The 13658-nt window shown below is 64.5% G+C and carries 15 protein-coding genes and 1 riboswitch; of the genes, 6 read left to right on the top strand and 9 right to left on the bottom strand.

What is annotated here, in order from left to right:
• Positions 1–263 precede the first annotated feature (263 nt).
• Both ACWHY3_RS01930 and ACWHY3_RS01925 read left to right on the top strand, forming a co-directional pair.
• Entirely contained in the window at positions 264–1538 is a 1275-nt protein-coding gene (locus ACWHY3_RS01930; RefSeq protein ID WP_448127452.1) for an acetate/propionate family kinase, read from the top strand.
• An 82-nt stretch (positions 1539–1620) separates the two neighbouring features.
• Positions 1621–4059: a phosphoketolase family protein gene (locus ACWHY3_RS01925; protein ID WP_332780062.1), complete on the top strand. Its 2439-nt coding sequence runs from the start codon at positions 1621–1623 to the stop codon at positions 4057–4059.
• 6 nt (positions 4060–4065) lie between these two features.
• Here ACWHY3_RS01925 and ACWHY3_RS01920 read toward each other — a convergent pair whose 3' ends face one another.
• Positions 4066–4821 carry a cytochrome c oxidase assembly protein gene (locus tag ACWHY3_RS01920; RefSeq protein WP_179208923.1) on the bottom strand — a complete coding sequence of 252 codons (756 nt, stop codon included), beginning with the start codon at positions 4819–4821 and terminating at the stop codon, positions 4066–4068.
• Positions 4818–5282 (bottom strand): DUF2243 domain-containing protein, encoded by a 465-nt coding sequence (locus ACWHY3_RS01915; protein ID WP_448127451.1) that lies wholly within the window; start codon positions 5280–5282, stop codon positions 4818–4820. Before ACWHY3_RS01915 ends, ACWHY3_RS01920 begins: the two co-directional genes overlap by 4 nt.
• A gap of 600 nt (positions 5283–5882) precedes the next feature.
• Between ACWHY3_RS01915 and ACWHY3_RS01910 the strand changes: the two genes are divergently transcribed.
• From ACWHY3_RS01910 to arsJ, 4 genes are all read left to right on the top strand, one after another.
• Positions 5883–6302, top strand: coding sequence for an arsenate reductase ArsC (locus tag ACWHY3_RS01910; RefSeq protein WP_448127450.1), 420 nt, complete (start codon positions 5883–5885; stop codon positions 6300–6302).
• Between the two features lie 9 nt (positions 6303–6311).
• Entirely contained in the window at positions 6312–6665 is a 354-nt protein-coding gene (locus tag ACWHY3_RS01905; protein ID WP_303855687.1) for a metalloregulator ArsR/SmtB family transcription factor, read from the top strand.
• An 80-nt stretch (positions 6666–6745) separates the two neighbouring features.
• Entirely contained in the window at positions 6746–7762 is a 1017-nt protein-coding gene (locus ACWHY3_RS01900) for an ArsJ-associated glyceraldehyde-3-phosphate dehydrogenase (RefSeq protein WP_448127449.1), read from the top strand.
• Positions 7763–7774: 12 nt separating this feature from the next.
• A complete protein-coding gene (arsJ, locus tag ACWHY3_RS01895) occupies positions 7775–9022 on the top strand; it encodes an organoarsenical effux MFS transporter ArsJ (protein ID WP_448127448.1) in 1248 nt (415 codons plus the stop codon).
• Between the two features lie 20 nt (positions 9023–9042).
• Here arsJ and ACWHY3_RS01890 read toward each other — a convergent pair whose 3' ends face one another.
• The 7 genes from ACWHY3_RS01890 to crcB form a co-directional block, all read right to left on the bottom strand.
• Positions 9043–9606 (bottom strand): NADPH-dependent FMN reductase, encoded by a 564-nt coding sequence (locus ACWHY3_RS01890; protein ID WP_448127447.1) that lies wholly within the window; start codon positions 9604–9606, stop codon positions 9043–9045.
• A gap of 63 nt (positions 9607–9669) precedes the next feature.
• Complete coding sequence (locus tag ACWHY3_RS01885) at positions 9670–10980, bottom strand: arsenic transporter (protein WP_448127446.1); 1311 nt, start codon at positions 10978–10980, stop codon at positions 9670–9672.
• Between the two features lie 14 nt (positions 10981–10994).
• Positions 10995–11747 (bottom strand): arsenical resistance protein ArsH, encoded by a 753-nt coding sequence (gene arsH / locus ACWHY3_RS01880; protein ID WP_256961305.1) that lies wholly within the window; start codon positions 11745–11747, stop codon positions 10995–10997.
• On the bottom strand, positions 11740–12156 hold the full coding sequence (arsC, locus tag ACWHY3_RS01875) for an arsenate reductase (glutaredoxin) (protein WP_087719917.1): 417 nt from the start codon (positions 12154–12156) through the stop codon (positions 11740–11742). The genes arsH and arsC overlap by 8 nt, the downstream gene beginning before the upstream one ends.
• A 7-nt stretch (positions 12157–12163) precedes the next feature.
• On the bottom strand, positions 12164–12514 hold the full coding sequence (locus ACWHY3_RS01870; RefSeq protein ID WP_087719916.1) for an ArsR/SmtB family transcription factor: 351 nt from the start codon (positions 12512–12514) through the stop codon (positions 12164–12166).
• Between the two features lie 102 nt (positions 12515–12616).
• Complete coding sequence (locus ACWHY3_RS01865) at positions 12617–12964, bottom strand: DUF190 domain-containing protein (RefSeq protein WP_303854702.1); 348 nt, start codon at positions 12962–12964, stop codon at positions 12617–12619.
• A complete protein-coding gene (gene crcB, locus ACWHY3_RS01860) occupies positions 12961–13362 on the bottom strand; it encodes a fluoride efflux transporter CrcB (RefSeq protein ID WP_303854701.1) in 402 nt (133 codons plus the stop codon). The genes ACWHY3_RS01865 and crcB overlap by 4 nt, the downstream gene beginning before the upstream one ends.
• A 102-nt stretch (positions 13363–13464) precedes the next feature.
• Positions 13465–13555: riboswitch (Fluoride riboswitch) on the bottom strand.
• Positions 13556–13658 lie beyond the last annotated feature (103 nt).

The raw sequence follows: 13658 nt of genomic DNA, 5'->3' as shown, positions 1-13658 counted from the left end.
TCTCGATCGACGCGTCTCCCGCAGAGCGTATCCCGGTCAATCGGCGTATCGATAACTGAACGAGACTGGTCTCGAATCCATCGGGACCAGTCTTCATTTGAAGGGATGGCCCGGGTCGACCACCCTGATATCGGTGCGTCGCTGCCCACCCGTTCCTTCCGCTCTCCACTATCGTCGGTGAGTCGCTATGGCCCGCTCGCCGCTATATTCATTGAGTCGCCATATCCAGCAAGGCGCCATAGCCAGCAACAGGACAAGACCTCATGGCCGCGTCATCCGCCTATATCATCGCCCTCAATGCCGGTTCCTCCAGCATCAAGCTTTCGCTCTATCGCGCCGACGATACGACCTCGCCCGAACTCATCACCAAGGCCCAGGTCGAGGAGATCGGCGATTCGCCGCATCTGTTCGGAGAGCTGGCCGATGGCACCGCTTTCCTCGACGAGACGCCAAAAGATCACGAGCTGCCGGATCATGACAGCGCCTACGCGCGACTGCGCGAAGCGCTGGATGCGCAATTCGGCAAGCTGGAACTGGCGGCGGTCGGCCATCGCATCGTCCACGGCGGCGACCTCTTTTCTATGCCGACGGCCATCGACGACGCCACCCGCGAAGGCATCGCGTCACTGGTGCCGATGGCGCCGCTGCACCAGCCGCATCATCTGGAAGGCATCGATGCCGTCGGCCGCTTCGCCCCCGAGACGCTGCAGGTCGCCTGCTTCGATACCAGCTTCCATCTCGGGATGCCCCGCGTCGCCCAGTTGACCGGGCTCCCCTATCGCTTCTTCGAGCAGGGCATCCGCCGCTTCGGCTTTCACGGACTCTCCTACGAATACATCGCGGGCCGATTGCCCAATGTCGACCGACGCCTGGCCGAGGGCCGCACCATCGTCGCCCACCTGGGCAACGGCGCCAGTCTCTGCGCACTGCAGGCCGGCAGGAGCGTCGATACCACGATGAGCTTCACGGCGCTGGACGGGCTGCCGATGGGGACGCGCTCGGGCGCCCTCGATCCGGGGCTGGTGCTCTATCTCGAGCATGAACTCGGCTATTCGAGCGAGGAACTGCAGACGCTGCTCTATCACGATGCCGGGCTGCTCGGGCTGTCCGGCATCGACAGCGACATGCAGACGCTGCTGGAGAGCGATTCGCCCCGGGCGCAGCTGGCGGTGGACTTCTTCGTCTATCGCGTCGCCCAGGAGATGGGCCGCCTGGCGGTGAGCCTGGGCGGTGTCGACGGGATTGTCTTTACCGCCGGCATCGGCGAACACGCGGCACCGATTCGCCAGGCCGTCATCGAGCGGCTGGCCCCGCTGTGGTCGGTGGTGCTGGATGACACGGCGAACCGGGCCGCCGAGCCAGGACGCATTTCGACGCCGGATAGCGCGGTGGCCGTTCACGTCATCCCCACCGACGAGGAGACGATGATCGCCCGGCATACCTGGCAGCTCTACCGGTCACGCACGCGGGGCGACGCCAGCGAGTCGGCCCCGGAGCCGGATCGGGATCGGGATCGGGATCGGGACCATCGCGCCTAGGAAATCTGCCCGAACCCTCAAGCCGCCAGCCATTGGCATCCGACCTCTTTCGTTCACGCCACCATTATCCAGGAGTGCCTTCATGTTTCCCTCCATAAGCCAATCCACGACGACGCCCCGGCTTCCGGTCGACAAGGACGAGGAGTTGCTGAAGCGGATCGACCACTGGTGGCGGGCGGCCAACTATCTCGCCGTCGGCCAGATCTATCTCACCGGCAACCCGCTGCTCGAGACGCCGCTGACGCTCGATCACATCAAGCCGCGCCTGCTCGGCCACTGGGGCACAGTGCCGGGGCTCAACCTGATCTACGCGCATCTCAACGCGCAGATCCAGCGCCGCGATCTCGACGTGATCTATCTGACGGGGCCCGGTCACGGCGGCCCGGCGCTGCTCGCCAACCTATGGCTGGAGAACAGCTACAGCGAGCATTTCAATCATGTGCCGCGCAACGCGGAAGGCATGCAGCGCCTGTTCCGCCAGTTTTCGACGCCCGGCGGCGTGCCCAGCCATGTCAGCGTGCCCACGCCGGGCTCGATCCACGAAGGCGGCGAGCTGGGCTACGTGCTGACCCACGCTTTCGGCGCCGTGTTCGACAACCCCGATCTCGTCGCGGCCGCGGTGGTGGGCGACGGCGAGGCGGAAACCGGCCCGCTGGAAGGCTCCTGGAAAGGCGTCAACTATCTCAACCCGACCCGGGACGGCGCGGTGCTGCCGATCCTGCACCTCAACGGCTACAAGATCGGCTCGGCGACGGTGCTCGCTCGCAAGAGCGACGAGGAGCTGGAGCACTACTTCCGCGGCCACGGCTACGCGCCGCTCTTCGTCGAAGGCGACGAGCCCGATGCCGTCCACCGCGACTTCGCGGCGGCGCTGACCAGCGCTCTCGACCGGATCCACGAGATTCAGCAGCATGCGCGGCAGGAAGGCATCGACCGCCGGCCGGTCTGGCCGATGATCGTGCTGCGTACCCCCAAGGGCTGGACCGGGCCGAAGTCCGTCGACGATCTACCGGTGGAAGGAACATTCCGTGCCCACCAGGTACCGATGGGCGGCCTGAAGGATCATCCCGAGCGTCTGGCGCAGCTCGAAAGCTGGATGAAAAGCTACCTTCCCGAGGAGCTGTTCGACGAGCAGGGCGCGCCCCGGGAACCCATCACCGCCCTCTGCCCTGCCGGCGAACGGCGCATGGGCGCCAACCTGCACGCCAACGGTGGCCGGTTGCGCCAACCGCTCGCGTACCGGCCGCTCGAGACCTACGCCGTCGAGTTCGACGAGTCGCGACGCGGCCGCGAGCGTCACGGTTCCACCGAGCGCCTTGGCCAGTTCATGCGCGATATCTACGTCGACAACCCGCACAACTTCCGGCTGTTCTGCCCCGACGAGATCAAGTCCAACCGGCTCGGCGCGGTGCTGGACGTCACCGACCGCTGTTTCATGGGGCCATTCGAGGAATACGACGAGCAGCTCTCCATGGACGGCCGCATGCTCGAGGTGTTGAGCGAACACAACTGCAACGGCTGGCTCGAAGGTTACGTGCTGACTGGCCGCCACGGCCTGTTCGCCAGTTACGAGGCCTTCGTCTCGATCATCGATTCCATGGCGATCCAGCATGCCAAATGGTTGGAGCACGCCCGTAACGTCGACTGGCGCGCCTCGATCCCGTCGATGAACTACTTGCTGACCTCCACCTGCTGGCGCAACGACCATAACGGCTTCAGCCATCAGGGGCCGGGGTTCATCGACACGCTGCTGACCAAACAGCCGCAGGTGGTAAGGATCTATCTGCCGCCGGATGCCAACACGCTGCTGGCGACCGCCCAGCACTGCTTCGACAGCGTCGATCACCTCAACGCCATCGTGATCGACAAGCATCCTCAGTTGCAGTACCTGACGATGGACGAAGCCCGCGAACACTGCCGCGAAGGTCTCGGCATCTGGGAGTGGGCCAGCAACAGCGGCGACGAAACGCCGGATATCGTGATGGCCTGCGCCGGCGACACCGCCACGCAGGAGACCCTGGCAGCGGTGGATATCCTGCGTACCTATCTGCCGGCGCTGAAAGTCCGCGTGGTCAACGTGGTCGATATCATGACGCTGCGGGTGGACCATCCGCACGGGATCAGCCAGGAACGTTTCGTCGAGCTGTTCACGGCGGACCGGCCGGTGGTCTTCGCCTTCCACGGCTTTCGCGGCGTGGTGCACCAGTTGATCCACAATCGCCCCGAGACCGAGCGTTTCCACGTTCGCGGCTATCAGGAGGAAGGCACCACCACGACGCCGTTCGACATGACGGTACTCAACCAGATGAGCCGCATGCACCTGGCGCTCGATGCCCTGCGCTACCTGCCGGATCAGTGGGAGGGCGCCGCCGGGCTCATCGAGGATCTGCAGACGCTACTGCAGAAGCATCACGCCTATATCCGCGAACATCTCGACGATATCCCGGAGATCACCCGGTGGACCTGGACCGGCGGCAACGTCCAACTGCCGCTGGACGAGGACGATCATGCCGGGGCATGACCGGGATTACGGCGTCACGCCCCGGGCCCCGGCCGGCTCCCGGTAGCGCGACCGGACCCACTGCCGCGCTAGCAAGTAGGCCAGCAGAGCTTCCGGCAGCTCCCCGGCGTAGAACATCAATTCCGCGCCCTGCTGGACCTGATCGAGCGGCACCGAGGCGGGGAAGTGAAACCGGGCCATCCATTTGGACAGCGTCGCGTGTGCCGCCATCGATACCACCAGCACGCCGAAGCGCCATTCGAGGGAGGGGCGTCTCGGCGCCGGGTCCGGCCCGGCAATGGCCCAACTGAACAGACACCCGGCAACCACGAAATGCCAGTGCAGCCACAGGGCGAAGCCGGGAGAGTGGCGCATCGCGCTGTAGAGATCGGTCAGGTACAGCGCCATCATGCCGCCGATATTGAGCAGCGCCGCCGTGACGGGATGGCCCAACACGCGAATGGGTGGCAGGGATACGAACCTGACCCAGCGCCTGCCCCAGTGCGCGGGCACGTTCTTCAGCGCCAGGCTCACCGGCGCCGCCATCACCAGTCCCAGCGGCGCGATCATCCCCGCCACGAGATGCACCGCCATATGGCCGCGGAAATCATCGTGCGCCCACTGCATCGATGGTGGCGACATCACCGCGACGATCGCCAGCGCGCTGCCCACGAAGAGGGCCAACCGCCACAGCGGCCAGCCCCGGCCGCGCCGCTTCGCTCGCCACCAACCCCAGGCATAGAGTGCGGCCAGCGCACCGAAAACCAGCGTGAACCCGCTCACCGCTGGCTCAGCGCCTCGCCCCGCCGGGCCCGGCGCAGCAGCCAGTAACCGATGGCGAGCAGCAGCAGGCCGGCCAGGTTCCAGCAGAGGTCGTACACCAGTAGATTGTCCACGTAGCGGACCTGATGGAGCCCCAGGATCTTGTGGTCGACGATGCCGTCGAAGAGCTGGAACCCGCCCATTCCCAGCAGGAACCCCGCGCCTCGGTAACCGGGGGCGTGCTGTCCGGTCTCGTGGAGCCGCAGCATCAGCGCGCCACCGATGACCAGCATCACCAGTTCCAGCGTGTGCAGGAGCCCGTCCGAGGCCAGCGCCAGCGCCGAGTTGTCGGTTTCGACGAAGTGGTGCCAGGCCAGTACCTGATGAAATCCGATCTCGTCGAGCGCCGCCATGATACCGATGCCCAACAGGATCGCGGCGAGTAGCGTCGCGCCGACTCGTCGCTGAACGGGAGCTTCCATATCGCTTGTCCTCTTGCCGATACGCATCCAGTGGATAACGAACCCGGCTTCGATAGGTCAGGCCCAATGGCCCCGAACGAAAAACCCCGGCCGCGTGGGCCGGGGTTAGATCGTAGCGGTTCCTTGCTAACTTGCCATGGCATCCTGCCATGCGTCCTTGTGACTATCGCTTCCCGCGACGTCCATCCTTGGCACCACGTCTTCCTGACGCTGTATTCACACCGTACGCGCAAAACTCATCAGATAAGTTTATATGAGTTAATAGATAGCATTAGATATGTTTATTTATGTAACACTTATTTCCTCGCATGCCGCCAGCACCGGATCGTCAGGGCCCGTTTCATTCTGAAGCTCGAGCCCGAAAGCCCTGAAAACCGGGCCAAGATTCCCGCATCGGCCGCACTGTCATGAAAGTGACATGCTTATATGCGCATATGGCGATATCTTCCTTCGTGAGAACATGATCGGCGGCAGGAATCGCAACGACAGGAGCGCGAGCCCGGCCCGCACATCGGGAAGTACGAATATCGGGAAGTACGAATATTGGAAAGCCCGAACACCAGAGAGCACTGAAAACGCCCATATGACGAGGACGTGTTGATGGAAAAGCAGCGTGTGCTATTTCTCTGTAATGCTAATTCGGCGAGATCGCTGATGGGCGAAGCCCTGCTCCGGCACATGGCGGGGGATCGTTTCGAAGCCTTCAGCGCCGGTGTCGAGCCCAGCGAACCCCATCGTGCCGCGCTGAAGGCGCTGGAGTCGATCAACGTCAGTACCCGGGGGCTGGCGAGCAAGCCGCTGGAGACCTACGCCGGCCAGACGTTCGATACCGTCATCATCCTCTGCGAAAAGGCCCAACAGCGGTGCCGCGACTGGGAAGGCCGCACCAGGGAGCTCATCTACTGGGACATCCAGGATCCCCGGCTCCACGACGACCCCAGAAACTACCAGCACACGCTGCAGGAGATCCAGACCCGACTGAAGCTCTGGCTCGGCGTCAAGTCCAGAGCCCACCCCTGAGGATCGATCGTGTCCGCACTCTCCCCCGTTCAGCTTTTCAAATGCCTCGGCGACGAAACGCGTCTCGCCCTGACGCTGCTCATCCACACCGAGGGCGAGCTCTGCGTCTGCGAAATGACCTATGCGCTGCAGGAGTCCCAGCCCAAGGTCTCGCGTCATCTCGCGCAGTTGCGATCGTGCGACCTGCTGCAGGATCGGCGCCACGGGCAGTGGGTCCACTACCGCCTGATGCCGGGTCTGCCGAGCTGGGTACTCGCGACCCTCGACGAAGCGACCGCGGGCGCCTCCTCGCTGATGGGCGAAGCCCGCGACCGACTGGCGGCGATGGGCAATCGCCCCGCGCGCCAGACCGAACACTGTTAATGAAATACGGTTAGCGAAATACGGCTAGTGACATACGACCAGCCGAACACGCTCAATCGAACCTTGCCAAAGGAGTTGCCATGTCTCTTCGAATCGGGATCAACGGCCTCGGTAGAATCGGGCGTCTCGCCCTGCGCAGCCTGTGGGATCGCCGCGCGGTGGAGACGCTGGAGATCGTGCGGATCAACGACCCGGCGGGAACGGCGGAAACGTTCGCCCACCTGCTCGAGTTCGATTCCGTGCATGGACACTGGTCCCCGGGAAGCGGCATCGCGGCCGGCGAGCGGTCGATCACGGTGGATAGCGTCGAGATCCCGTTCAGCAGTCATCGCGAACTCGCGGACAGCGACTGGTCGCAGTGCGACGTCGTGATCGAGGCATCCGGCGTCATGAAGAGTCCCGACAAGCTTCAGGCCTATCTCGACCAGGGGGTCGGACGGGTCGTGGTCACGGCGCCGGTCAAGGCAGCGGGCGTGCTCAACGTGGTCATAGGCGTCAACGACCATCAATACGACCCCGGCCAGCATCGCATCGTTACCGCCGCGAGCTGCACCACCAACTGCATGGCGCCGGTGGTCAAGGTGATTCACGAGATGTTCGGCATTCGCCACGGCTCGATGACCACGATCCACGACATCACCAACACCCAGTCGATTCTCGACAGCCCGCACAAGGACCTGCGTCGCGCCCGGGCCAGCGGCATGAGCCTGATCCCCACCACGACCGGATCCGCCAAGGCGATCACCGAGATCTTCCCCGAGCTGACGGGCAAGCTCAACGGCCATGCCGTTCGCGTGCCGCTGGCCAATGCCTCGCTCACCGACATGGTGTTCGAGGTGGAACGCGAGACCACGGCCGAGGAGGTGAACGAGGCGCTGAGGGACGCCTCGACGGGCGCACTGGCGGGGATTCTGGGCTTCGAGACCCGCCCGCTGGTGTCGGTGGACTATCGCACGGACCCGCGCAGCGCCATCGTCGATGCGCTCTCGACCCTGGTGGTCGACGGCAGCCAGGTGAAGATCTACGCCTGGTACGACAACGAGTGGGGCTACACCAACCGCACCGTCGAGCTGGCACTCAAGGTCGGGCGAGCGTAGGCGAGGTCGATCATGTCATCTGTCGAGCGGCTGAGATCGCTACCCTTCGAAGTCCGCCAGTACCTGCTGGTGACCGGCAACTACTGGGCGTTCACGCTGACCGACGGCGCCCTGCGCATGCTGGTGGTGCTGCATTTCCACCAGCTCGGCTACTCGCCGCTCGAAGTGGCGATGCTGTTTCTCTTCTACGAGGCCTTCGGCGTCGCGACCAACTTCGTCGGCGGCTGGCTCGGTGCCAGGCTCGGGCTCAACCGGACGATGAACGTGGGCCTCGGCCTGCAGATCGTCGCCCTGGGCATGCTGCTGGTGCCCGCGTCGATGTTGACCGTGGTATGGGTGATGGCTGCGCAGGCGCTCTCCGGGATCGCCAAGGATCTCAACAAGATGAGCGCCAAGAGCGCGGTCAAGGTGCTGGTGCCCAGCAACAGCCAGTCGGCGCAAAGCGCCCTTTACCGCTGGATAGCGCTGCTGACCGGCTCGAAGAACGCACTCAAGGGCATCGGCTTCTTCCTGGGCGGCCTGCTGCTGACGCTGGTCGGTTTCCAGGGCGCCATCGCGCTGATGCTGGTGATGCTGGCCGGCGTGTTGCTGCTGTCGCTGTGGCGGCTGCGCGCCGATCTGGGCAGGACGAAATCCAAGCCCAGGTTTCGCGAGGTCTTTTCCACCTCCCGGGCGGTGAACGTGCTTTCCGCGGCCCGACTGTGCCTGTTCGCGTCCCGTGACGTCTGGTTCGTGGTGGCACTGCCCGTCTATCTCTACGACCAGCACGGCTGGGGCTACTGGGCCGTCGGCGCCATGCTCGCCGGTTGGGTGGTCGGCTATGGCGGCGTGCAGACCCAGGCGCCGAAGATCACCCGGCTCGTACAGGGGGGCGCCAGAGGCATCACCGCCGGCTGGGCGCTCGCGCTGGCTTCGCTGCCTGCGCTATTGGCGTTGCTGCCGCTCGATGCCGACGTCTTCTGGCTGGTGGCCGGTCTGCTGCTGTTCGGCGTGGTGTTCGCCATCAACTCCAGCTGGCACAGCTATCTGATTGTACGCTTCGCACGCGCCGAAGGCGTGTCGATGGACGTGGGCTTCTACTACATGGCCAATGCCATGGGACGGCTGATCGGCACGGTGCTCTCCGGCTGGCTGTATCAGGCGTACGGACTCCAGGCCTGTCTCTGGGTTTCTGCCGGCCTGGTACTGGCGAGCGCCATCATCGCCCTGGGCCTGCCCGCGGAGTCGACCGAGTCGGACGACGCCGAGCCGATTCACTGAACGGCAACGCAAGGCGGGAATCATGACCGCTCCCGCAGGGGCGCGCTGTCGAGTCTGTCGGGATTTCGTCGACTCAGCCGGGCGCGATACTGCCCTTCGTCATCCAGCACTTCCGCCGCGTGCGGGACGTGAATCATCGCCGACACCGGCAGGCAGCCCAGCTCGGAGAGGAAGGTACGCATGCCCACGGCGGCACGGACGCCGCCCCACTGCCCCGCCGAGTAGGTCACGATCAGGCTCGGCTTGTAAGCGTAGAGCGAACTGCCGAAGTGGTTGAGCAGGTGCGCCAGCGCCGGGCTAAGGCTGTGGTTGTACTCGGGGCTCACCATCACGTAGGCGCCGGCCTCGCGGATCCTGTCGGCCAGCGCGTCCAGCGGCTCGGGCGCCCGGCCGGAAGCGTAGGCGAAGTGCGGCTTGAACACGTCGCCGAGGTCGTAATCCAGCGGATCGATCAGCTCGATCTCGTCGTCCGGATACGCCTCCCGGAAGTGCGCAACTAGCGCCGCCGCCACCCGGCTTCCCAGGCGCGGCGGTTTCGGTGGCTGGCTCTGTCTCGTCGAGCCCAGAAATACCAGAATGTTCATGCAGTGCCTCTCGACCGATTGTCGGTTCTCGTACGGCTGCCGGCTCTCGTGGGGCTGCCGAGTTCAGGCCGCCGGCAGGGCCGGCAACCACAACGCCAGCGCCACCAGGGTCGCCAGCAGCACCGGCGGGGTGATCAGCAGGCCGACCTTCATGTACTGCCCCCAGCCGATCCTGTAGCCCTTGCCGGCCAGCACGTGCAACCACAGAAGCGTCGCCAGGCTGCCGATGGGAGTGAATTTCGGCCCCAGATCGTTGCCGATCACGTTGGCATAGACCATCAGTTCCTGGGTGACCGCCGGCACCTGCGCCTGATCGATCGCCAGCGCTCCCACCAGCGTCGACGGCATGTTGTTCATCATCGAGGCGACGATGGCGGAGAGAAACCCGGTGCCGATGGTGGCGACGAAGTCGCCCTGCCCGGCCAGCCACTGCAGCGCCCGGGCGCCGTAGTCGGTCAGGCCCGCGTTGCCCAGCCCGTAGACCACCAGATACATGCCGATGGAGAACAGCACGATCTGCCACGGCGCACCCTTCAGCGCCGCGGTCACCGAAACGGCGGCGCCCCTGCCGCCCTGCCACCAGCGACCGGCGATCGCCATCAGCACGATCGCCGCCGCGCCGGTCACGAAGGCGATGGGAATGCCCAGCGGTGCGGTGACGAAATAGGCGACGAGCAGCACCGCCAGCAGCGGAAACGCGGCGCGGAAGATCAGGAGATCCTTGATCGCCGAGCGCGGCGCGTCGAGCTCCTCGACCGAGTAGCGTCTGGGAATCCGTCGGCCGAAGGCGATCCAGAGCACGGCCAGCGTCGCCGCCAGCGACACCAGGTTGACCGGCACCATGACAGCCGCATAGCGGTCGAAGCCGATATCGAAGTAGTTGGCGCTGACGATATTGACCAGGTTGGAGATCACCAGCGGCAGGCTGGTGGTATCGGCGACGAAACCGGTAGCAATGATGAAGGCCAGCGCCGCCGGCGGCGAGAAATCCAGCCGCAACAGGATCGCGATCACGATCGGCGTCAGCAGCAGTGCCGCGCCGTCGTTGGCGAAGAACGCCGCGATCACCGCGCCGAGCACCACGACCATCGGGAACAGCAGATGCCCCCGGCCGTTGCCCCAGCGGGCGACATGCAACGCCGCCCAGGCGAAGAACCCCGCCTCGTCCAGGATCAGCGAGATGATGATCAACGCGACGAAGGTGAAGGTAGCATCCCAGACGATGTTCCATACCACACCGACGTCGGTCCAGTGCACCACGCCCACGAGCAGGGCCACCAGCGCGCCGCCCAGCGCGCTCCAACCGATTCCCAACCCCTTGGGCTGCCAGATCACCAGAATCAGGGTAACGACGAAAATAGCCAGTGCCAGCATCGAATGACTGTGCCTCAGTGCGTGCTTTGATTGACGCGGCGAGAGAGTTCTTCCGCGCTCTCGACACGTTCGGAATAGCGATCGGTGAGATAGGCCGAGCGGCCCCGTGTCAGCCAGGTGAACTTCACCAGTTCCTCGCAGACGTCGACGATTCGCATGTAGAGCGGCGACGGCTTCATGCGTCCGGCTTCGTCGAACTCGTTGAACGCCTTGGGCACGGAGGACTGGTTGGGGATCGTGATCATCCGCATCCAGCGCCCCAGGATCCGCAGCTGATTGACGGCGTTGAAGCTCTGGCTGCCGCCGGAGACTTCCATCACCGCCAGTGTCTTGCCCTGGGTCGGGCGAACGCCGCCCAGCGACAGCGGGATCCAGTCGATCTGGGCCTTCATGATGCCGGTCATGGCACCGTGGCGCTCCGGGCTGACCCACAGCATGCCGTCGCACCACTCGGCGAGCTCACGCAGCTCCTGCACCTTGGGATGTTCCGCCTCGGCATCGTCCGGCAGCGGCAGGCCGGAAGGGTTGAAAGTGCGCACCTCGCAGCCGTACCAGCGCAGCAGCCGGCCCGCTTCCTCGGAGGCCAGCCGCGAGAAGGAGCGCTCGCGCAGCGAACCGTAGAGCACCAGGATCTTCGGCGGGTGACGCGGCGCATCGCTACCGACTAACGCCTCGACATCGATCGGCTGCAGTTTCGCCGGATCGATATTGGGCAGGTCGTCGGCATCGACCGAATCATTCATATCACTCTTGCCCCTGTCATTCATGCCCCGTCTCCTCGGCGTGCACGACTTCGCCGTCTTCCTTGGTGAACGTGGCGACCGGGTTGGCCAGCAGCCCCAGCACGCGCTCCGAAGGCCGGCACAGCCTGGCGCCCTTGTCGGTGACCACGATCGGCCGATTGATCAGGATCGGGTGCGCCATCATCGCGTCGATCAACTGGTCATCGCCCAGGGCCGGATCATCGAGGCCAAGCTCCTCGAACGGCGTCCCCTTGCGGCGCAGCAGCTCGCGCGGGGTGATCGCCATCATCGAGATCAGCTCGACCAGCCGCTCGCATGTGGGCGGCGTCTTCAGATATTCGACGATGTCCGGCGTCTCGCCGGAGGCTTCGATCATCGCCAGCGTGTTGCGGGACGTACCGCACTCGGGGTTGTGGTAGATCAACGGCTTCATGACGACCTCATGTCTCCTTGCTTTCGGGATGGCATTGCCCCAGCGCGTTCATCAGCGGCTCGCAGACCTCCGGATGCCCGGCACAGCAGTCGCGCACCAGGAACTGGATCGTCTCTTTCATGTGCGAGAGATCGGCGCGATAGATGATCGAACGGCTCTGGCGTTGCGAGACGACCCAGCCGGCCCGCGCCAGCACCGCAAGATGGGCCGACATCGTGTTGTGCGGCACCGAGAGCTGGCGCGCGATCTCGCCGGCGGGAAGCCCCTCGGGCTCATGGCGGACGAGCAGCCGAAATGCCTCGAGGCGAGTCTGCTGGGACAAGGCGGCAAAACTGGCAGTGACAGCGGTAGTTTCCATATGTCCAGAATATAGGACATATCAGAATACGGCAAAGCCGCCGGATGGATGCCGAACGGTAGTGGCTCCTCGGGAGCCACTCACCACTCATTGCTTTCGGCTTCAGCCGTTCCTGGCGTTCGACTCGTCGTTCAACTGGCCGAAGTAGACCGGCCGGCAGATGCAGAAGACCGGGGCGCCGGTCTCCTCGACGGCGGCGACGAAGCGTTCCGCTTTTTCCTCGTCCATCGCGTACATCAGCTCGACGGGCTGATCCGCCAGATCGAAGAAATGGGCGGAGTGCAGCTTGCCGTCCTCCCCCATTCCCTCGACATCGCTACGCCTGGTCATCCGGCCGATATCCAGGCTTTTCGCCGTCTCGGTGACCCAGTCGTAGACCCGTTTCCCCTCGTGACGACGAGACTCGGGCACGATGAATATCACCTCGTAGCCGCTGTTCAGACGATTCATTGCTGCGATCCTCCCATTACATGCTGAATGACGCTGAAGGTCAGAAAGCCCAGCCCGGTCATGGCGAGCGAGCCCAACACGTGAATGCCGATCCCCATTAGCGCCATGCCGTAACGCTCCGCCTGGATATTGCCGAACATCTCGGCAGAAAAGGTGGAGAACGTGGTCAGCGCACCCAGGAAGCCGGTGATCACGAACAGGCGGAGTTCCGGCGACAGGGAGGGAAGATGCGAGAAAAACGCGACGCCGATGCCTATCAGCCACGCCCCCAGCAGGTTCGCCACCAGCGTGCCGGGCGGAATCGCCGGAAACAGGGCGTTGAGCCAGACACCCAACAGCCATCGCAGATTCGCACCGATCGCGGCACCGGCCCCGATCGACAGTACGGACAACCACATACCTAGCGTCCTCGATACATCAAGGTTTCATCAATGATCCGATCGAGGAGCCGCGCCAGCGAGGAAGGAAAGACAGACACCTGCCGACACGCCTCGACCGAAGCGCCCGCAGGCATCATTAACCGATAGACGGTGGTTCGAGCGAACGAGAATGAGAAAGCCGCTCGGGAGGAATGCCATCTCCCACAGCCAGACCTTAGCACCGAACGCGCCGGCCGCGCCACCGACCTGCCCGGCAAGGCGCGACGAGCCACTCGGCGTCAAACAGGTCAACGAGAGCGGCAACGATATCAGCG

It is taken from the genome of Salinicola sp. NYA28a (assembly GCF_976982775.1).
This window is presented reverse-complemented; position numbering and strand designations above follow the sequence as displayed.

Coding starts and splice junctions, on each gene's coding strand:
- ACWHY3_RS01865 (WP_303854702.1), bottom strand. CDS start 12,964: ATGAATCGTCTGAACAGCGGCTACGAGGTGATATTCATCGTGCCCGAG.
- ACWHY3_RS01930 (WP_448127452.1), top strand. CDS start 264: ATGGCCGCGTCATCCGCCTATATCATCGCCCTCAATGCCGGTTCCTCC.
- ACWHY3_RS01900 (WP_448127449.1), top strand. CDS start 6,746: ATGTCTCTTCGAATCGGGATCAACGGCCTCGGTAGAATCGGGCGTCTC.
- ACWHY3_RS01890 (WP_448127447.1), bottom strand. CDS start 9,606: ATGAACATTCTGGTATTTCTGGGCTCGACGAGACAGAGCCAGCCACCG.
- ACWHY3_RS01925 (WP_332780062.1), top strand. CDS start 1,621: ATGTTTCCCTCCATAAGCCAATCCACGACGACGCCCCGGCTTCCGGTC.
- ACWHY3_RS01915 (WP_448127451.1), bottom strand. CDS start 5,282: ATGGAAGCTCCCGTTCAGCGACGAGTCGGCGCGACGCTACTCGCCGCG.
- ACWHY3_RS01910 (WP_448127450.1), top strand. CDS start 5,883: ATGGAAAAGCAGCGTGTGCTATTTCTCTGTAATGCTAATTCGGCGAGA.
- arsH (WP_256961305.1), bottom strand. CDS start 11,747: ATGAATGACAGGGGCAAGAGTGATATGAATGATTCGGTCGATGCCGAC.
- arsJ (WP_448127448.1), top strand. CDS start 7,775: ATGTCATCTGTCGAGCGGCTGAGATCGCTACCCTTCGAAGTCCGCCAG.
- ACWHY3_RS01885 (WP_448127446.1), bottom strand. CDS start 10,980: ATGCTGGCACTGGCTATTTTCGTCGTTACCCTGATTCTGGTGATCTGG.
- arsC (WP_087719917.1), bottom strand. CDS start 12,156: ATGAAGCCGTTGATCTACCACAACCCCGAGTGCGGTACGTCCCGCAAC.
- ACWHY3_RS01870 (WP_087719916.1), bottom strand. CDS start 12,514: ATGGAAACTACCGCTGTCACTGCCAGTTTTGCCGCCTTGTCCCAGCAG.
- crcB (WP_303854701.1), bottom strand. CDS start 13,362: ATGTGGTTGTCCGTACTGTCGATCGGGGCCGGTGCCGCGATCGGTGCG.